This window comes from Nocardia asteroides (genome assembly GCF_021183625.1).
GTDB lineage: Bacteria > Actinomycetota > Actinomycetes > Mycobacteriales > Mycobacteriaceae > Nocardia > Nocardia asteroides_A.
Map to the genome: position 1 here is coordinate 2,713,143 of NZ_CP089214.1, position 19,348 is coordinate 2,732,490.

13 protein-coding genes are annotated in these 19,348 nt (G+C 71.1%); 11 read left to right on the plus strand and 2 right to left on the minus strand.

The window, feature by feature from the left end; all coding sequences use genetic code 11:
- Positions 1-88: 88 nt before the first annotated feature.
- The 7 genes from LTT61_RS13120 (at position 89) to LTT61_RS13150 (ending at position 12,400) form a co-directional block, all read left to right on the plus strand.
- Positions 89-874, plus strand: coding sequence for a hypothetical protein (locus tag LTT61_RS13120; protein ID WP_233020990.1), 786 nt, complete (start codon positions 89-91; stop codon positions 872-874).
- Positions 871-1,950: an ATP-binding cassette domain-containing protein gene (locus LTT61_RS13125; protein WP_233020225.1), complete on the plus strand. Its 1,080-nt coding sequence runs from the start codon at positions 871-873 to the stop codon at positions 1,948-1,950. Before LTT61_RS13120 ends, LTT61_RS13125 begins: the two co-directional genes overlap by 4 nt.
- Positions 1,947-2,729 (plus strand): ABC transporter permease, encoded by a 783-nt coding sequence (locus LTT61_RS13130; RefSeq protein WP_233020227.1) that lies wholly within the window; start codon positions 1,947-1,949, stop codon positions 2,727-2,729. Before LTT61_RS13125 ends, LTT61_RS13130 begins: the two co-directional genes overlap by 4 nt.
- Before the next feature lie 114 nt (positions 2,730-2,843).
- Complete coding sequence (locus LTT61_RS13135; protein ID WP_233020991.1) at positions 2,844-6,503, plus strand: ABC transporter ATP-binding protein; 3,660 nt, start codon at positions 2,844-2,846, stop codon at positions 6,501-6,503.
- 187 nt (positions 6,504-6,690) lie between these two features.
- Positions 6,691-10,521, plus strand: a complete 3,831-nt coding sequence (locus LTT61_RS13140; protein ID WP_420094779.1) for a multifunctional oxoglutarate decarboxylase/oxoglutarate dehydrogenase thiamine pyrophosphate-binding subunit/dihydrolipoyllysine-residue succinyltransferase subunit — start codon at positions 6,691-6,693, stop codon at positions 10,519-10,521.
- Between the two features lie 231 nt (positions 10,522-10,752).
- A complete protein-coding gene (locus LTT61_RS13145) occupies positions 10,753-11,853 on the plus strand; it encodes a helix-turn-helix domain-containing protein (protein ID WP_233020231.1) in 1,101 nt (366 codons plus the stop codon).
- A complete protein-coding gene (locus LTT61_RS13150; RefSeq protein ID WP_233020233.1) occupies positions 11,846-12,400 on the plus strand; it encodes a hypothetical protein in 555 nt (184 codons plus the stop codon). The genes LTT61_RS13145 and LTT61_RS13150 overlap by 8 nt, the downstream gene beginning before the upstream one ends.
- 405 nt (positions 12,401-12,805) lie before the next feature.
- On the opposite strand, the gene LTT61_RS13155 is transcribed toward LTT61_RS13150, so the two are convergent.
- Positions 12,806-13,168: a hypothetical protein gene (locus tag LTT61_RS13155; RefSeq protein WP_233020234.1), complete on the minus strand. Its 363-nt coding sequence runs from the start codon at positions 13,166-13,168 to the stop codon at positions 12,806-12,808.
- A gap of 25 nt (positions 13,169-13,193) precedes the next feature.
- A complete protein-coding gene (locus LTT61_RS32660; protein WP_269821881.1) occupies positions 13,194-16,223 on the minus strand; it encodes an AfsR/SARP family transcriptional regulator in 3,030 nt (1,009 codons plus the stop codon).
- A 108-nt stretch (positions 16,224-16,331) separates the two neighbouring features.
- Here LTT61_RS32660 and LTT61_RS13170 point away from each other — a divergent pair, with 108 nt between their 5' ends.
- Genes LTT61_RS13170 through LTT61_RS13185 form a run of 4 tightly spaced genes read left to right on the plus strand, consistent with a single transcriptional unit; the run spans position 16,332 to position 19,348 of the window.
- A complete protein-coding gene (locus LTT61_RS13170; RefSeq protein WP_233020236.1) occupies positions 16,332-17,393 on the plus strand; it encodes a class I SAM-dependent methyltransferase in 1,062 nt (353 codons plus the stop codon).
- A gap of 55 nt (positions 17,394-17,448) precedes the next feature.
- Positions 17,449-17,757, plus strand: coding sequence for a WXG100 family type VII secretion target (locus tag LTT61_RS13175; protein ID WP_233020237.1), 309 nt, complete (start codon positions 17,449-17,451; stop codon positions 17,755-17,757).
- Positions 17,757-18,056 carry a WXG100 family type VII secretion target gene (locus LTT61_RS13180; RefSeq protein WP_233020239.1) on the plus strand — a complete coding sequence of 100 codons (300 nt, stop codon included), beginning with the start codon at positions 17,757-17,759 and terminating at the stop codon, positions 18,054-18,056. The genes LTT61_RS13175 and LTT61_RS13180 overlap by 1 nt, the downstream gene beginning before the upstream one ends.
- The gene (locus tag LTT61_RS13185) at positions 18,053-19,348 is read left to right on the plus strand and encodes a hypothetical protein (protein ID WP_233020241.1); all 1,296 of its coding nucleotides are present in this window, start codon (positions 18,053-18,055) and stop codon (positions 19,346-19,348) included. Before LTT61_RS13180 ends, LTT61_RS13185 begins: the two co-directional genes overlap by 4 nt.

A 19,348-nucleotide genomic window follows, 5' to 3' on the forward strand; every position in this document is an offset into this window, starting at 1 on the left:
ACTGGGTACTTCGTTGTCGAGGGGAGCTGTGTCGGCACCGTGCCCTACAGTTCCAACCAGCCGAGCGGGACAGGAGGAGACGCCCATGATGTTCAAGGACGCCTTCGAGAAGACGGTGGTACAGCTGCTCGACACCGGTTCGCGGCTACAGGGCCCCGCGGTGGCCAAGTACGTGGACCGGCTGCGGCGCGCCCACCCCGACGAGACCCCGGCGCAGATCATCCAGCGGCTGGAGAACCAGTACCTGATGGCCGTCACCGGCAGCGGCAGCGCGGTCGGCGCGACGGCGGCGGTGCCCGGCGTCGGCACGATGGCCGCGCTGGCCGCGGTGAGCGCGGAGACCACCTTCTTCATGGAGGCCTCCGCGGTGTACACGCTCGCGGTGGCCTCGGTGCACGGCATCACCCCGCAGGCGCAGGAGCAGCGCCGCGCGCTGGTGCTCGCGGTGGTGCTCGGCGAGAGCGGCATGGACATCGTGCAGAAGTCCATCGGGCACTCGGCCAAGAACTGGGGCACCGCCTTCGCCAAGCAGCTCCCCGGGCTGCAGACCATGAACGACTCCCTGCTCAAGCGCTTCATCGTGCGGTTCCTCACCAAGCGGGCCGCGCTGATGGCGGGCAAGGTGGTGCCCGCGGGCATCGGCGCGGTGATCGGCGGGCTCGGCAACCGGGCCCTCGGCAAGACCACGGTCGAGAACTCGCGCAAGGCATTCGGGCCCGCGCCGACGCACTGGCGGGATGCCCCGCTGGTGATCGACGCCGATCCGCTGCCCGCCATCGACTCCGGCCGGGGCCAGCGCAAGTCGCCGCCCGCCCGCGCCGCCGGGCACCATCCGGCGCCCACCCGCAAGCCGCACCCGCCGACGGCGCGATGACCGGAGGCATCGGCGTCCGGGCCGCCGACGGAGTGCGCGGTTCGGACGCGGGGGACGTGGGTTCGGCAGGTCACCTCGGGGCGGAGGCGGCGCTGGCGGTGCGCGGGCTCGCCGTCCGGTACGGCGCGAGCACCGCGCTCGAGGACATCTCGTTCGCGGTGCCCGCGGGCACCGTGACGGCGGTGGCCGGGCCGCCGGGCTCCGGGAAGTCCACGCTCGCCCGGGTGCTGCTCGGGCTGCGCGCGCCGACGCACGGCACGGTCGAGGCGTTCGGCGCGGCGCCGCGCACCCCGCACACCGTGAACGGCGTGCTCGTCCCGCGCGGGCTGCCCGCCAAGCGCCGGGTCCGCGACCACCTGCTCGCCTACGCCGCCGCGGCCGACGTACCGGACGGCCGCGCCGACGAGGTCGCCGCGCTGGCCGGGCTCGGCGACGAGACCCGCACCAGGATCGAGGTGCTCGGCATCGGCGAGCAGACCAGGCTCGCCATCGCCACCGCGCTGCTCCCCGACCCCCGGGTGGTTGTCCTCGACGACCCGGTCGACGGCCTCGACCCGGCCGAGCGCAACTGGCTCGCCGAACTGCTGCGCGCCCACGCCGCACGCGGCGGCGCCGCGGTGGTCACCGGTCGCAGCCTGGCCGCGCTGCTCCCCGCCGCCGACGCGCTGCTGCTGCTGGCCGGTGGCGCCGCCGTCTACCAGGGCACCCCGGCCAAGCTGCGGCGCGGCTACCCGGACCGGCTGATCGTCGACGCCGCCACCCCGATCGCGCTCGCCACGCACCTCGCCGCGCGCGGCTACACCGACGCGGTGATCCGCCCGGACGGCCGGCTGGCGGTGGCCGAGGCCACCGAGGCGGTCATCCGTGAGGCCGCCGCGGCCGCGCAGGTGCGCGTCGCCGCCGTCGTCCCCGACCCCATCCACCCGGACCGGGTGCTGGCCGCGCTCACCGACCGGGCCGCCACCGCGCCGCGCACGCCCGGCGGCATCTCCGGCGTGCTCTCCCCGTTCGCCGGACACGCCGCGGTCGGCGCCGGGCGCGTGGAACCGCCCGCGCCGTACGGTGTTTCCCGATGATCGATTACCTGCCGACCGAGCTCCTGCCCGCGCTGCGCTCCGAGCTCCGCAAACTCCTCGGCGTCCCCGGCATCGGCTCGGCCGCCGCCGTCGTGGCTGGCGCCGCGCTGATCTCGACCGTCGCCGCCGCACTGACCGCGGGGCCGCTCGACCCCACCGGCGAGCCTGCCACCGGCGCCGCCTCGATCGGGCTCTACCCGGCCTTCGGGGTGGCCGCACTGGCCGCCGCCGTGCTCGGGGTGTTCGCCACCGCGGGCGAGTACTGGAACGGCGGCATGCCGACCACCGTGCTCTTCACCCCGAACCGGGATCGGCTGGCCGCCGCCAAGCTCGCGCTGCCCGCCGCGGCCGGGCTGGCCGCCGCCGTGGTCACCGCGCTGATCGGGCTCGGTGTGCTGGTCGGGCTCGGCCGCGGGAAGGTCGAGTTCGGGCTCGGCCTGGGCACGGTGTTCGGCGGCGGGCTCTTCGCCGCGGTGTGCTGGGCGGTGATCGGCGCCGGGCTCGGACTCGCGCTGCGCAGCGTGGCCGCCGCGCTCGCGGTGCTGCTCGGCTGGCTGGTGCTGCTGGAGCCGCTGATCTGGCTGGTGGCGCGCGCCGCCGAGGTGGAGTGGCTGGTCGCGCTGCTGCCCGGCTCGGCGACGATCTCCACCGTCGCGGTCGGCGCCTTCCCGGAGAGCGGCTTCCTGGCCCCGACGCCCGCGGCCTACGTCGTGCTGCTGCTCTGGGCCGCCGGGCTCGGCGGTTTCGGCTGGTGGACGCTGCGCGAAGCCGAGCTCTAGATTCTCCCCCACCTCCGGGGAATTCCGGTGTCGGTGCCGATCGTTACCGTCGGTGAAGTATCCGCGCACCCGAGGAGGCGGCCCACGAACACCCCGACCACCGGAGCAGGCTGGATCCGCAGGCTCTGGACCCGATGTCTCGAACACCGCCCCACCGTGGCCGGTGTCGTCACGACCATCCTGATCGGCGCACTCGTCGAGATCGCGGCACCGCTGCTGCTCAAGCGCGCGGTGGATGCCGCCGGGATCGGCGACACCGGGGTGATCGGCACCGTGGCGCTGCTGCTGGTCGCGCTGGCCGCCGCCCGCTTCGCCGCCGCCTTCGGCCGCAGGCTGCTCGCCGGGCGGCTCTCGCTCGACGTCCAGCACGGCCTGCGGCTGGATCTGCTCGGCTCGCTGCAGCGCCTTGACGGCGCCGGGCAGGACGCCATCCGCACCGGTCAGGTGGTGTCCCGTTCGATCACCGACCTGCAGCTCGTGCAGGGGCTGCTCGCCATGGTCCCGCTCTCGGGCATGGCGCTGGTGCAGTTCGTGCTCGCCGCCGCCGTCATGTTCTGGCTGGCACCCCAGCTCGCGCTGATCGCGCTGCTCGTCGTCCCCGCCATCGCGATCGTCGTCTACCGGCTGCGGCCCCGGCTCTACGCCGCCACCTGGTCGGCCCAGCAGCGCGCCGCCGAGCTGGCCCAGCACGTCGAGGAGACGGTCACCGGCGTCCGGGTGGTGAAGGGCTTCGGGCAGGAGTCGAGGATGGTCGACCTGCTGGAGCGGCACGGCCGCTCGCTCTTCGCCGAGCGCATGCGCGCCGCGAGGCTGAACTCCCGCTTCGCGCCGACCGTCGCCGCCATCCCGCAGGTCGGGCTGGTCGCGGTGATCGGCTTCGGCGGGCTGCTCGCGCTGCGCGGCAGCATCGGGATCGGCACCTTCCTCGCCTTCGCCGCCTACGTCGCGACCATGACCTCCACCGCCCGCACCATGACCTCGGTGGTGATCATGGCCCAGCTCACCAGGGCCGCCGCCGAGCGGGTGAACCAGGTGATCGACACCGCGCCGACGCTCACCGACCCGCCCGCCCCCGCCACCCTGCCCGACGGCCCGCTCGGCGTCGAGATCGAGGACCTGACCTTCGGTTTCGGCCCGGACCGCCCGGTGCTGCGCCACGTCGACCTCACCGTCCGCCCCGGCGAGACGGTCGCGATCATCGGCCCGGCAGGCTCCGGCAAGACCACGCTCTCGCTGCTGCTCCCGCGCTTCTTCGCACCGGAGTCGGGGCGGATCCGGCTCACCGCCCCCGGCGCCGAGCCGGTCGACATCGCCGACCTGCGCGCCGCCGACCTGCGCAGCGCCGTCGGCGTCGTCTTCGACGACCCCTTCCTCTTCTCCGACACCATCGCGGCCAATATCGCGCTCGGCCACCCCGACGCGACCGACGCCGAGATCAGCCACGCGGCCCGGCTGGCCGCCGCCGACGAGTTCATCGCCGAGCTGCCGGACGGCTACGACACCGTGGTCGGCGAGCGCGGCCTCACCCTCTCCGGCGGGCAGCGGCAGCGCGTCGCGCTGGCCCGCGCACTGCTCGCCCGGCCGCGCGTCCTCGTGCTCGACGACGCCACCTCCGCCGTCGACGCCGTCACCGAGGCCGCCATCTTCGCCGCGCTGCCCGACCGCGGCGGCCGCACCACCATCGTGCTCGCGCACCGGGAATCCACCCTCGCGCACGCCGACCGGGTGATCCGGCTCCCCGCCCCGGAGCACGTGACACCCGAGCCGCTCGCGCCGGAGCTGCCCGCCGCCGCCGGAACCCGCCGCGCCGGAGCCGGTTTCGCGGGCGCCGCGGCGGGGCTCGGCGAGACCCCCCAGCTGCGCCGCGCGCTCGACCGGCTGCCGCCCGCCACCGAGCAACCCGGCTTCGACGGGCAGCGGCTGCGCGCCCCCGACCCCGGCTTCCGGCTGGCCAGGCTGCTGCGCCCGGTGCGCACGCTGGTCCTCACCGTCATGGGGCTGCTCGCGCTGGACGCGCTGCTCGGCATCGCCTTCCCGCCGCTGGTCCGCTACGCGCTGGACAGCGGCGTCGGCCGCGGCGACACCGGCGCGCTGGAGCTCGCCGCGCTGATCGGGATCGCGCTGGTTGCGGCGGGCTGGCTGGTCTCCGCGGTGACGACGGTGCTCACCGCGCGCACCGGCGAGCGGGTGCTCTTCGGGCTGCGCGTGCGCAGCTACGCGCACCTGCAGCGGCTCGGGCTCGACTACTACGAGCGCGAGCTCTCCGGCCGGATCATGACCAGGATGACCACCGACGTGGACGCGCTCTCCACCTTCCTGCAGACCGGGGTGGCGACCACGCTGGTCGGCGGCCTCACCCTGGTCGGCATCGCGGTGGCGCTGATCGTCATCGACCCGGTGCTCGCCGCGGTGGTGCTGGCGACGCTGCCGCCGCTGATCCTGGCCACGGTGTTCTTCCGGCGCTTCTCCGCCACCGCCTACGCCGTCTCCAGGGAGCGGGTCTCCACGGTCAACGCCGACTTCCAGGAGAACGTGAGCGGGCTGCGCGCGGTGCAGGCCAACCGGCACGAGCCGCGCGCGGCCAGGCGCTTCGCCGAGTACTCGCGCGGCTACCGGGACAGCAGGGTGCGCGCGCAGACCGCGATCGCGCTCTACTTCGCCTTCGTCGTCGCCTGGGCCGACCTGGCGCTGGCCGCGGTGATCTACGTCGGCGCGCGCGAGGTCGCGGCGGGCACGGTGACCGCGGGCACGCTGGTCGCCTTCGTGCTCTACCTGCAGCTGCTCTTCGGCCCGGTCACCCAGCTCTCCCAGGTCTTCGACGGGTACCAGCAGGCGCGGGTCGGGCTGCGCCGGATCGGCGAGCTGCTGCGCACGCCATCCTCGATCGCCGCCGACCCGGCCGACGCGGTGCCGATCGAGCACGGACTACGCGGCGCGGTCGCGCTGAGCGACGTGCGATTCCGCTACCCGGGCACCGACCGGTTCGCGCTGGACGGGGTCGAGCTGAACATCCCGGCCGGCTCCACCCTCGCGCTGGTCGGCCCGACCGGCGCGGGCAAGTCCACGGTGGTGAAGCTGCTGGCCCGCCTCTACGACCTGCCCCGCGAGCAGCCGGGCGCACCGGCCTCGGCCGTCGGCGGCGAGGCCGGGCCCCGGGAATCGGCGGGCGGTGCGGTACACGTCGACGAGGTCGACATCCGCGACTACCGGCTGGCCGAGTACCGCTCCCGGCTCGGCATCGTGCCGCAGGAGGCTCACCTCTTCGCCGGCGACGTTGCCGGCAACATTGCATTCGGGAAACCTTCCGCAAGTGACGCGGAGATCGCGGACGCCGCCGCGGCGGTCGGCGCCGCGGAGATGATCGCCGCGCTCCCGCACGGCATGCGCCAGCCGGTCGGCGAGCGCGGCCGCGGCCTCTCCGCGGGCCAGCGGCAGCTGATCGCGCTCGCCCGCGCCGAACTGGTCCACCCCGACCTGCTGCTACTGGACGAGGCCACCTCCACACTCGACCCGGCGGCCGAGGCATCGGTGCTGGCAGCGGCCACCTCGCTGGCCCGCGGCCGGACCACGGTGGTGGTCGCGCACCGGCTCGCGACCGCCGCCCGAGCCGACCTGATCGCCGTCGTGGAGAACGGACGTATCACTCAGCTCGGTCCGCACGATGCCCTTGTAGGGGCCGATGGGCCCTATGCCCGCCTCTGGGCTGCCGCTCAGGGGACCGGGGGAATATTCTCGTTGGAGGACGAGTCGTCGACAACGAGGGCCGGAGCTTGAGCGGTGGTCGGTGAATCCACCGATTTGCTGCGGGGCCTATCCTCGAACAGGGCGCACCGGCGCGTATCCGCCGGTCCCCCGCCGGGCACGTCACAAACGTCGCAGCGCGAAGAACGGAATGAGGCGAACACCTGCTGTGAGCAGTTCAACTTCCCAGTTCGGACAGAACCAGTGGCTAGTCGACGAGATGTATCAGAAGTTCAAAGTTGATCCATCGTCGGTCGATGAGAGCTGGCACGAGTTCCTGGCGGACTACACCCCGGAAGTCAGCACGGATTCCGAGCAGGCGGGCCCGGCCGCCACGAGCACCGCCGGTTCCGCCTCGACCGGTAACGGGGCCGCTCGCTCCGGCGCCAACGGCTCGGCCGCGAAGGCGAAGCCCGCGCAGGCCGCGGCCGCCCAGCCGAAGGCCGAGCCCGCCAAGGCTCAGCCCGCCAAGGCCGAGCCGGCCAAGGCGCAGCCCGCCGCCGCGAAGGCCGAGCCCGCCAGGACCCAGCCCGCGAAAGCGCAGCCCGCCAAGGCCGAGGCCAAGCCGGCCGCGAAGGCGCAGCCCGCCCAGCAGGCGCGCACCCCCAAGACCACCCCCGCCCCCACCTCCAACGCGGCCCCCACCTCGGGCAAGCCCAAGCAGGAGGCCGCGGAGGACCAGTCGAAGGTGCTGCGCGGCGCGGCGGCCGCGGTCGCCAAGAACATGTCGGCCTCGCTGGCCATCCCGACCGCCACCAGCGTGCGGGCCATCCCGGCCAAGCTGATGATCGACAACCGCCTGGTCATCAACAACCACCTCGCCCGCACCAGGGGCGGCAAGATCTCCTTCACCCACCTGCTCGGCTACGCGATCGTGCAGGCGGTCAAGAAGTTCCCGAACATGAACCGGCACTTCGCCGAGGTGGACGGCAAGCCGAACGCGATCACCCCCGCGCACACCAACCTCGGCCTCGCCATCGACCTGCCCGGCAAGGACGGCAGCCGCTCGCTGGTCGTCGCCGCCATCAAGGGCACCGACGAGTTCTCCTTCGGCCAGTTCCACACCGCCTACGAGGACATCGTGCGGCGCGCGCGGGACGGCAAGCTCACCGCCGAGGACTTCGCCGGCGTCACCATCTCGCTGACCAACCCCGGCACCATCGGCACCGTGCACTCGGTGCCCCGGCTGATGAACGGCCAGGGCGCCATCATCGGCGCGGGCGCCATGGAGTACCCGGCCGAGTTCCAGGGCATGGCCGACGAGCGCATCGCCGATCTCGGCATCGGCAAGTTGATGACGCTGACCTCGACCTACGACCACCGCATCATCCAGGGCGCGGAGTCCGGCGACTTCCTGCGCACCATCCACCAGCTGCTGATCTCGGACGAGTTCTACGACGAGATCTTCCACGGCCTCGGCGTGCCGTACGAGCCGATCCGCTGGCGCAAGGACGTGCGCGAGCGCGGCGTCGACAAGAGCGCCCGGGTGCTCGAGATGATCGCCGCCTACCGCAACCGCGGCCACCTGATGGCCGACACCGACCCGCTGCGGCTGGTCAAGGAGAAGTTCCGCAGCCACCCCGACCTGGACGTCACCCAGCACGGGCTGACCCTGTGGGATCTGGACCGCGAGTTCAACGTCGGCGGCTTCCACGGCCAGGAGCGGATGAAGCTGCGCGACGTGCTCTCCATCCTGCGCGACGCGTACTGCCGCCACGTCGGCGTCGAGTACACCCACATCCTGGAGACCGACCAGCTCCAGTGGATTCAGGACCGGGTCGAGCAGAAGCACGCGAAACCCACTGTCGCGCAGCAGAAGTACATCCTGAATCGGCTGAACGCGGCGGAGGCGTTCGAGACCTTCCTGCAGACCAAGTACGTCGGCCAGAAGCGCTTCTCGCTGGAGGGCGCCGAGGCCGTCATCCCGATGATGGACGCCGTCATCGACCAGTGCGCCGAGCACGCCCTCGACGAGGTCATCATCGGCATGCCGCACCGCGGCAGGCTGAACGTGCTGGCCAACATCGTCGGCAAGCCCTACTCGAAGATCTTCACCGAGTTCGAGGGCAACATGAACCCGGCGGGCACGCACGGCTCCGGCGATGTGAAGTACCACCTCGGCGCGGGCGGCACCTACCTGCAGATGTTCGGCGACAACGAGATCGAGGTCTCGCTCACCGCCAACCCCTCGCACCTGGAGGCGGTCGACCCGGTGCTGGAGGGCCTCGCGCGGGCCAAGCAGGACCTGCTGGACAAGGGCGACGGCCCCGAGGGCTTCTCGGTCGTCCCGCTCATGCTGCACGGCGACGCGGCCTTCGCCGGCCAGGGCGTCGTCGCGGAGACGCTGAACCTCTCCGGGCTGCGCGGCTACCGCGTCGGCGGCACCATCCACATCGTGGTGAACAACCAGATCGGCTTCACCACCGCGCCGGAGAACAGCCGCTCCACCGAGTACTCCACCGACATCGCGAAGTTCATCGGCGCGCCGATCTTCCACGTCAACGGTGACGACCCGGAGGCCTGCGACTGGGTGGCCCGGCTGGCGGTCGACTTCAGGCAGAAGTTCCGCAAGGACGTCGTCATCGACATGGTCTGCTACCGGCGCCGCGGGCACAACGAGGGCGACGACCCCTCGATGACCCAGCCGTCGATGTACGACGTCATCGACACCAAGCGCTCGGTCCGCAAGGCCTACACCGAGAGCCTGATCGGCCGCGGCGACATCTCGCTCAAGGAGGCCGAGGACGCGCTGCGCGACTACCAGGGCCAGCTGGAGCGGGTGTTCAACGAGGTCCGCGAGCTGGAGAAGTTCCCGCCGGAGCCCAGCGAGTCGGTCGAGGACGACCAGAAGGTCCCCTCGACCGTGCAGACCGCGGTGGACAAGTCGGTGCTGCAGCGCATCGGCGACGCCTTCCTGAACGTGCCGGACGGCTTCAACGTGCACCCCAGGGTCAAGCCGGTGCTGGAGAAGCGGCGCGAGATGGCCTACGAGGGCAAGGTCGACTGGGCCTTCGCCGAGCTGCTCGCCTTCGGCACCCTGATCGACGAGGGCAAGGCGGTCCGGCTCACCGGCCAGGACTCCCGCCGCGGCACCTTCACCCAGCGGCACTCGGTCATCATCGACCGCAAGACCGCCGAGGAGTACACCCCGCTGCACAACATCGGCAGCGAGAACCCCGGCTGGTTCGCGGTGCACGACTCCGCGCTCAGCGAGTACGCCGCCGTCGGCTTCGAGTACGGCTACTCGCTCGGCAACCCCGAGGCGCTGGTCCTCTGGGAGGCGCAGTTCGGTGACTTCGTCAACGGCGCGCAGTCGATCATCGACGAGTTCATCTCCTCCGGTGAGGCCAAGTGGGGCCAGCTCTCCGACGTCGTGCTGCTGCTGCCGCACGGCCACGAGGGCCAGGGCCCGGACCACACCTCCGGCCGGATCGAGCGCTTCCTGCAGCTCTGCGCCGAGGGCTCGATGACGGTCGCGGTCCCCTCGACCCCGGCGAACTACTTCCACCTGCTGCGCAGGCACTCGCACGACGGCATCCGCCGCCCGCTCATCGTCTTCACCCCGAAGTCGATGCTGCGCAACAAGGCCGTGGTCTCGGACGTGAAGGACTTCACCGAGTCCAAGTTCCGCTCGGTCTTCGACGAGCCCGGCTACGAAACCGGAACGGGTGACCGCTCCAAGGTCAAGCGGGTGCTGCTCACCAGCGGCAAGCTCTACTACGAGCTGGCCGCCGAGAAGACCAAGCAGAAGCGCGAGGACGTCGCGATCGTCCGGGTCGAGCAGCTCTACCCGCTGCCCAAGTACCGGCTGAACGAGGCGCTCGACGGCTACCCCAACGCCACCGACCTGGCCTGGGTCCAGGAGGAGCCGGCCAACCAGGGCGCCTGGCCCTTCTACGGCCTCAACCTCCCCGAGTTGCTCCCCGAGCGGTTCGGCCGCCTGCGCCGCATCTCCCGGCGCGCCATGTCCGCCCCGTCGTCGGGGTCGAGCAAGGTGCACGCGGTGGAGCAGGCGGAGATCATCGAAGAGGCGTTCGCGCCGACGAAGTAGTTCCTGCCCCCGCTCGGGACGGTGTACCGCGGTATACCGTCCCGAGTGATATCCGGAGATCGCACGAGGCACTGGTCCCGGCAGTCGCTCGGAGCGGCGGCCGGGTGCGACGGGGTGACGTCTAGAACAGCAGGCAGCGTCGGATTCGCACCCTAATCAGCCGTGCTTCTCAAGCCTGTGTACCCCGCAGCCCGCTGTACGCCACGTCCTCAATGTGCCAAAATCGCAAACATGGACGCGAAGATGCTCGGTAGGCGAATCGCAGAAGCGCGAGTCGCTGCTGGCATGTCACAGGGGGACCTGTCCGCAGCACTACAACAAGCAGATCACACGACGATCAGCAAGATAGAATCCGGCGTCCGTCGAGTCTCGGCGACGGAGATATTCGCCATTGCTGAGGTGCTCGGTAGGCCATTGCAATGGTTTGTCATGGAGGAAGTGCCTGCGGCGATCAGTCGACGCACCGACGCTGGCTTCGACCCCGAACTCGGCGTCGTTCTGGATGACGCGATCGAGTTGCTCGCCGACGACATACGCTCACTCCTCCGCAAGGGACTGATCGTCGCCCACCCTCGGCAACCGGCAGCCGTGCCGACCACACACACCGATGCCGAACGCGTCGCTCAGGAGGCTCGGGAGCGCGCGGGCTTGCGAAACGAGCCGATCGCCGACATCTTGGCCGTGTGCGAGAAGCTTGGAATGCACGTGTATGTCGGCAACTACGGAGAGTCTGCGGACGGTACGTGCGTGACGGTTGACGGCACGAACGAGACCTCGACGGCCGTCGCGGTGATTAATGCGGCGCGCCCCCCCGGGCGCAAACGAGTCACCGTGGCTCACGAGCTCGCACACTGGCTGGTCGGAGACGCGTACGACGCACACAGCGCCGACTCCGAGACAATGGTCAAGGCGGTGGCAATCCACTTCTTGATTCCTCGCGGGGGCGCGACGGTGCTATGGAACGACTATCCGCACGACAGTTTCCGTCGCCGTGCCACTAGAATCGCAGGTACCTATCGGGTGTCATGGACAGCGACTGTCAATCAGCTGAAGAATATCGGGCTGATCAACGATTACGACAGAGTAATGCTGGCGCAGGGAAGGCCTCTTGTTAGCGAGTTCGCAGCAGCAGGAGTTTCTCTCGTCCCGGACGATCTGGTGGCTCCTCGATTATCTCCACAACTAGCCGCCGCGATCGTGCGAGGCTATGAGGGGGCAAAAATAACCCGTAAGCGGGCGCTGAAGATGCTGCGAGGATCCATCAGCGATGCACAGCTCCGCCAACGAGACGACTCCCCGTTCGAAGTCATCCAGGGAGATGCTGGTGCCTGATCAATGGGTGATGGATACGAGTGTATTCACCCATTGGCACAGAGCGGGCCACGGCGAGATACTTCGAAGGCTCTCCCCCGGCGGGCAGGTGATCCTCATCCCCGACGCGGTGAACACTGAAATTGAGGACGCGCGTTCGACTTACATCGGAATTCCCGCTATCGCCGAATGCGCGTGGGTTGAACTGGTTGTCCTTGAGCCCGATGAGGGAGCAGAGCAACTCGCGATCCAGTTTGATATGGGCGCAGATTCCCCTGCCGAGCACGCTGGCGAAGCTGCGGTAATCGCCTACGCGCACGCCCACAAATGCACGGCAATAATTGACGAGCGTGAGGCAATCGTTCAAGCCAAGGGATACGATGTCACATGCCGAGACTCTATGTGGATCGCCGTGGAAGCACTGCACACTCTCGCTGATGTCGATCGTACCCGCGCGGAGCAGATCGTCGACGACCTTCTGGCTACCGATATGTGGCTGCCAGTGAAATCCGGAGCAAGTCTCCACGCGTGGGCATACACCGTGGGATATATGCCTCGTGACGAGTGAAGTCGAATGAACGGTAATTCGTGTTCAAAGGACGTCTATTTCTCTTTTGACGCCGAAGATTTCGGCGTCATCAGGCAACCACTGTCGAACTGTCGAACGGTGATGTCGAGACGTCGACCAGCAAGGGCTGGACTCCCGAGGTGAACGCCGATCTGCGCGCCGTTGAGAGGTCTGTCCCCCGGCAACCAGCGGACTCCCGGGTTACAGTCGTCAGTCGCGCCGGCGGGTTCGATGCCCCTCGGCCACCGACCACGATTTCGGTTCCGCGTCACCTCTACGTAGCGTGGCCCGCCAGTAACGGCCCGAGCGCAAGCGCCGCAACCGCTATCGCCCACCGCCGCATTTCCCGCCCCTCCCGCCGAAAATCGTGGGCCAAGCATAGCGACGTGGACGATCCGACCGGCCTCACCCGTTGTAGACCTCCACGTACGCGTTCGTGACCACCGCGACGACTCCCGGCCCCATACCCGTGCACCCCGCGGTCACCCGCTGCCCCTCCGGCGTGAAGGGGTAGCTGAGCACCGGGTAGGGGCCGATGGCGTAGATCGGGAAGGGCCCGCCGGCGTAGAGGCCGAAGCAGTCGACATGCAGGACGTAGCCGGTGCCGCCGTCGGGCGGGCAGGTGGCGGAGGCGTCGAGGAGAGTGCGTTGGACGGCGCAGTTCTGCGGTGCGGCTAGGGCGGCACCTGCGCCGAGGGCGGTGACGCAGGCCAGGCCGGTAGCGGCGGCCGCGGCGACTCCTGCGGCGGTTCGAAGCGTCTTCTGCATGCGGATCCTCCTGCTCGACGGGGTGCTACGGGTCCAGCGTGCCGTCGATCCCGGCGAAACGGTCGAGTTCGCCGATGAGCGTGTCGGCGGCGGCGGCGAGTGTGCGGTGCCTGCCGGCTGCGAAGGATGTGTCGAAGGCGGCGCCCAGCGCTTCCCGGGCCCGGGCGAGGGCGGCGTCGAGGCGCAGGCGTTCGGTTCCGGCGGCGTCGGTAACGCCGGTGGCGGCGGCGAGTTCGACGACTGCCGCGGCGGCACCGAGGCGGTCGAGGAGGGGGACGAGGTTGCGGAGGCAGGTGCGGAGGAGCTGGTCGCTGCCCGCCCCTGACCAGTAGCCGACAGCGGCGCGGGCGTCGGCGAGGGTGGCGCGGTCGAGCGGGGCGGTGCGGGCGCGGACGGCGGTGGCCGCGGTGCGGCTGACGCCGGCGATGATCCGGTTGTGCACGGATTCGGCTCCGGCAATCGCCTTTTCGAGTGCGGCGAGGGCGCGGGCGGGATCGGTGTCGGCGTGCAGTTCGCCTTCGGTGTAGGCGACCCAGGCGAAGCTGGTCGGGTTGCCTGAGCTGCGCGCCTCGGCGGCGGCGCGGGCGAGGAGCGGGTCGGCGGGGCGGCCACTGTAGGCGGCGGCGAGGGTGTGCGCGATGGTGGCGAGGGTGGCGGCGACCTGGTCATCGCGGGCGAGGGCGCCGCGGTGGGCGCGGTCGTTCAGCTCGGCGACGGTGTCGAAGTCGCCGTCGGCGAGGGCCTGGTCGGAGAGCGCGTCGAGCGCCACCGATTCGGCGCGGCTGCCCGGCTCGGCAGCCGCGAGTGCGGCGGCACCGCGACGGCGGGCCTTGGCGGCATTGCCGACCAGCCAGTGGTGCAGCGTCGCCGCCGCGTGCACGCCCGAGCTCGCCTCGCGCTCGTCGATGTCCAGCGCCCAATCGAGGATGTCGGCGCGCAACCGCAGGTAGGACCAGTGCCGGTAGGCGGTGACGATGCGGCAGGCCGTCTCCGGCTCCGCGTCGAGTGCCCAGCGGAAGGCGATGGCGGCGTCGGGAACCAGGTCGTCGAGCCGCAGCGACCATCGGGGTTCGTCGGGGCCGCGGAGTCCGGTGTCGGCGTCCTCGGCCGCCGCGACGAGCCAGGCCGCATGGGCGCGGCGAGCGGCGGCGAGTTCGCCGGCGGGGCTCTCCGCGCGGGCGAACGTGCGCAGGGTTTCGAGCATGCGGTAGCGGCCGGTGCCGGTCAGGCCGGGGCGCACCAGAAGGGAACGTTCGGCGAGGCCGGCGACCACATCGGCGGCGTACGAGTCCGCCGGCCGTATCCCCTCGCCCGGATCCTCGGGGTCGACAGTGCGCGGTTCCCCGGCGAGCACGGCCGTCGCGGCGGCCAGATCGAACTCCCCGGCGAAGACCGCGAGCAAGCGGAAGGCGCGCGCCTCAGGCGGGTCGAGCAGGTCGCAGGACCAGGCGATGGTCGCGGCAAGGGTGTGCTGGCGGCGGCCGGCCAGCGGTGACCCGGCGCGCAGCAGGTCGAGGCGGTGGGTCAGGTGGGCGGCGAGGTCGTCCAGGGTGAGCGCCCCGAGCCTGCCTGCGGCGAGTTCGATGGCGAGCGGCAGCCCGTCCAGGCGGCGGACCAGGTCGGCGACGGTGCGGCGGACGGCGGGGTCGTCGCCGCACGCGGCGAACTCCGGGGCGGCGGCGGTCGCGCGCTCGATGAAGAGCGCGACGGCGGGGGCCGCGGCCGAGTCGGGGGCAGGCAGTTGCAGCGGGGGAAGCGGGGAGACCTGCTCGGCGGCGATGCCGAGGCGTTGCCGGGAGGTGGCGAGTACGCGCAGCCCGGTGGAGGCGGTGAGGGCTTGCTCGGCGATCGCGGCGGAGGCGGCGAGCAGGTGCTCGCAGTTGTCGAGCACCAGCAGGCCGTTCAGCTCCGCGAGCCGGTGCCGCAGTGCGGTCTCGAAGACGGCGCCGGGGCGCACCTCGACGCCGATGGCGTCGGCGACGGTGCGGGCGACCGCGTCGGCGGTCGTCACCGCCGCCAGATCGGCCCACCAGTGCCGGTGCCCGGCGGTGGCGACGGCGGCGAGGCTGGTCTTGCCGACGCCGCCGGGGCCGACCACGGTCACCGCGCGGTGCAGCTCGAGCAGCGTGTTCAATGCGGTGAGCTGGGCGGCGCGGCCGATCAGCTGACGCGGAGCCGGGGCTCGCGTGCCCGCGGGGGCGGGGCTCGGCGCACCGCCGACGCCGGCCTGCCGCTGTGGCTCGGCCGTGGCCGAGCCGGTGTCGCCGAAGCGCTCCGAGGCAGCGCCACCGGCGACGACATCGCGCAGGCTCGTTTCGTGTCGCAGCACCCGCCCGTGCAGCGCGACCAGCGCGGGGGACGGGTCCAACCCCAGCTCGCCGGCGAGCCCCCGCCGATACTCGTCGTAGACCCGCAACGCCCCGACCTGGTCATCCGGCATGAGCGCCTCGATCAACAACCGCACCCGACGCTCCCGCAGCGGCGCTGCCGCGAGCAACGCCCGCAACTCGGCGACAACCTCCGCACCGCGACCGAGCGCGAGCAACGCACCGGCCCGCTCCTCCCGCGCCACCTCGAATCGCTCACCCAGCTCCGCCGCCTCCGCGTACGCCGGACCCGCGGCGAACCGCCCCCACGGCTCCCCGCGCCACAATCCGAGCGCGCTCTCCCAGCGCACCAGGGCCGCCGCGGCGAGCTCTCCGACCGGCACGGTGGTGCGGGTCAGAAACTCATCGGCGTCCAGCACGACCCCCTCCCGATCCAGGCAGTACCCGGCATCGGAGTGCCGCAGCACCGATCCCCCGATCACCCGCCGCAACCGCGCGACCGTCGTGTGCAGCGCGGCCCGCGGATCACCTGGCTCCGACTCCGGCCACAGCTCCTGCACCAGCCGTGCGACGGAGACCGCCCGCCCGCGCGCCAGCAACAGCAGCGCGAACAGCAGCCCCGGCCGCCCGGCCGGAAACGGCCCGTCGCCCAGCCGCGGCTCCCCCAGCACCCGGATCTCGAGCACAGCGCACCTCGTGGTCGACATGGACACGGTCGCGTTCAGCATGCCGACTGTCCCGGGCCCGGGCCACCCCTGTCAGCGCGGTGCCAGCCGGCTGTCAGCGCCGCGGCGCACGGTGGAGGCGCCACGAACCCCGACCACCCGGAGCAGACCATGAAATCGGACGAGCTCGCCGACCACCTCTTCACCGCCGTCCTCGGCACCTTCGACGTGCTCGGAGTGCATATCGGCGCCACCTTCGGCCTCTACGACCTGCTGGCCACGCAGCCGCACACCTCCGCCGAGGCCGCCGCGGCGGCGGGCATGGCCGAGCGGTACTGCCGGGAGTGGCTGGAGCAGCAGACCGTCGCCGGGCTGCTCGAGGTCGACGACCCCGCGCTGCCCGCGCACGAACGCCGCTACACGCTGCCCGCCGAACACGTCCCGGTGCTCTGCGACCGCGACAGCCTCAGCTACTTCACCCCGTTCGCCCGGATCGTCGCCGCGGCGGCGGTTCAGCTGCCCGCGCTGCTGGCGGCGTACCGCACCGGCGGCGGGGTCGGCTGGCACGAGTACGGCGAGGTCATGCGGACCGGTCAGGCCGAGGCCAACCGCCCGCTGTTCCTGCACGTCCTCGGCTCCGACTGGCTGCCTGCGCTGCCGGCGGCGCACGGCGCGCTCACCGCGGGCGGGCGGGTCGCCGATATCGGCTGCGGCGACGGCTGGTCCTCGATCGGCATCGCGCTCGCCTACCCCGACGCGCACGTGGACGGCTTTGACCTCGACCCCGCCTCGGTGGCGGCCGCCCGCGCCAACGCCGCCGCCCACGGCGTCGGTGACCGGGTGCGGTTCCACCACGCCGATGTCGCCGACCTCACCGACGCCGAGCGGTACGACCTGGTCACCGCCTTCGAATGCGTGCACGACATGCCCGACCCGGTAGGCGTCCTGCGCGCCGCTCGCGCCCTGGCGCGCCCCGGCGGCACCGTCCTCGTCATGGACGAGCGCGTCCCGGAGACCTTCTCCGGCCCCGGCGACCCCGTCGAACAGCTCATGTACGGCATGTCCCTGCTGATCTGCCTGCCCGACGGCATGTCGCACCCCGGCTCGGTCGGCACCGGCACCGTCATGCGCCCGGACACCCTGCGCCGCTACGCCCGCGAGGCCGGCTTCGCGCAGGTCGACGTGCTCGATATCGAGCACGACCTGTTCCGCCTCTACCAGCTGCACCCGTGATCGGAGCCGCCGCGAGCACCGCGGCGGCCCCCGCTCGGCTGCTACCGTCGATTGCGTGAGTGACACCGGGGGAACACCTGTCGCCGTCGTACCGGAAAAAGTGCGCGAGGTCGGCCAATACGTCTACGACCTCGCCGAAACCCTGCGCGGCGCCCTGCAATCCGCCGCCCGCGACGTCGACCGCCTCACCACCGAGAGCTGGACCGGTGACGCCGCCACCGAATTCGGCACCGGCTGGACCGACGTCCGCGAGGGCGGCACCGCGATCATCGACGCGCTCGCCGTCCTCGCGGAGAAGCTCGGGGTCAGCGCGGCGAATTACGAGAAACAGGAGTCGGATTCCACGACCCTGCTGAACATGTAATGGGCTCCCAGTTCTCGGTCGACCTCGAAGAGCTCGACAACATCGTCACCCGCGTCTCCGCGCTCGCCACCTTCATCGCCGACAACCTCGACGAAGTCGACGACCGGATCGCCACCCTGACCGGCACCGGCTGGGAAGGCGTCGCCGCCGCCGCCTATTCCGACGCACACCGCCAGTGGTCCGCCGGCGCCAGGGAATTCGTCACCGGCCTCCGCGACATGAGCGACGCCGCCCGCACCATGCACACCCGCTACACCCGGGCCAACGACCTGAATCGGCGGATGGTCAACGGCGGATGAGTCAGACCGTCGACTGGCAGGTGTACTACGACGCCGCTCAGAAGTGCCACGACCTGGCCGGTGAAATTCGACAAGCGGACGCCCCGCTGCACGCGGTCCTGAAGAACGATTGCGCCGGAATGGCCGGCGATGCGCCCGGCTGCCGGGAGTGGGCAGGCGCCTACGACGGCGTCGCCAACGACACCCTCCAGACCTGCACCAATACCGCCGACGCGCTGACCAACCTCGGCTACGTCTTGTCCGCCTTCGGCTACAACCACGGCATCGCGAACCGCAGCAACCCGGCACCACCGCGCCCCACCGTCGAGCAGGTCGACGTGTACCGGGTCTCGCTACCGACGGCCGTCGGTGACAACGGTCTCGGGACCAGCCGCGACGACAACGACAGCGAAGGAATCTTCGACCTCTTCGCGGACAAGATCGTGGAAGCATTCGGCAAACTGCCCAACGGCAGCATTCCCGAGCTGGCCAAGGCAGCCACGGGCTGGCAGACGTTCGCCGAGCACACCACCCTCAGCGGTGCAGCCGCGCAGGTAGCCACGATCCGGGCCTCGTTCGACAACATCACCGACCCGAACCTCGGACCGATCCTCGACGGCCTCGACACCCTCAGGACCTCCACCGAACAGCTCGCCTCCACCTCGCTGAAGATTTCCGAGCAGGTCAGCGCGTATCACGAAGCAACGGCGGCGGTGCGCAACCAGATCTCCTCGGACGTCCAAGTCGCGGCTGTCGCGCTCACCGCGACGGTGGTCGCCGCCGCGGCCACCGCGTTCTTCACCTTCGGTGCCAGCGCGGTCGCCGGGGCAGGCGGTGCGACGGCGCTCATCGCGAACACGGTGAACACGATCCGCACCGTCTACCAGACGAGCAACCTGATCAAGATTGTCGGTCTCGGCGCTGCCACCGCGACCGCTCTCGTCACGGTCGCCGCCTTCGAGGACATTCCCAGCTTGACCGAGGTCGGCACCGGCCTGGCCGCGATCATCGGAATGCGGGTGTTCCTGGACGACGACGGCGATATCAACCCCGGCAGCCCGAGTGGCACGTTCACGAGCGCCTCCATGACGACCAAGGTCGGAAAGATCGCCAACCACTATGGCGTTCCGCCGGCTCAGGTGCGCGATGCGATTCACGAGGTGAAGCGGTACGGCGACTGGCGCGGCGACGGTGGGAACAAGAACCCGGATGTGGTGGTCGATCTCGAGTCGGGCGAGGTGTATGTGAAGATGCCGAACGGCCAGCCGTCGGAAGACAGTATCGGCAATATCCGCGACTACCTGGAAGATTGA

Excerpts from the sequence above, each read along its gene's own strand:
- LTT61_RS13185 (WP_233020241.1), top strand. The coding sequence starts at position 18,053 with ATGAGTCAGACCGTCGACTGGCAGGTGTACTACGACGCCGCTCAGAAG.
- LTT61_RS13140 (WP_420094779.1), top strand. The coding sequence starts at position 6,691 with ATGTATCAGAAGTTCAAAGTTGATCCATCGTCGGTCGATGAGAGCTGG.
- LTT61_RS13125 (WP_233020225.1), top strand. The coding sequence starts at position 871 with ATGACCGGAGGCATCGGCGTCCGGGCCGCCGACGGAGTGCGCGGTTCG.
- LTT61_RS13180 (WP_233020239.1), top strand. The coding sequence starts at position 17,757 with ATGGGCTCCCAGTTCTCGGTCGACCTCGAAGAGCTCGACAACATCGTC.
- LTT61_RS13130 (WP_233020227.1), top strand. The coding sequence starts at position 1,947 with ATGATCGATTACCTGCCGACCGAGCTCCTGCCCGCGCTGCGCTCCGAG.
- LTT61_RS13145 (WP_233020231.1), top strand. The coding sequence starts at position 10,753 with ATGGACGCGAAGATGCTCGGTAGGCGAATCGCAGAAGCGCGAGTCGCT.
- LTT61_RS13155 (WP_233020234.1), bottom strand. The coding sequence starts at position 13,168 with ATGCAGAAGACGCTTCGAACCGCCGCAGGAGTCGCCGCGGCCGCCGCT.
- LTT61_RS13120 (WP_233020990.1), top strand. The coding sequence starts at position 89 with ATGTTCAAGGACGCCTTCGAGAAGACGGTGGTACAGCTGCTCGACACC.
- LTT61_RS32660 (WP_269821881.1), bottom strand. The coding sequence starts at position 16,223 with ATGCTGAACGCGACCGTGTCCATGTCGACCACGAGGTGCGCTGTGCTC.
- LTT61_RS13170 (WP_233020236.1), top strand. The coding sequence starts at position 16,332 with ATGAAATCGGACGAGCTCGCCGACCACCTCTTCACCGCCGTCCTCGGC.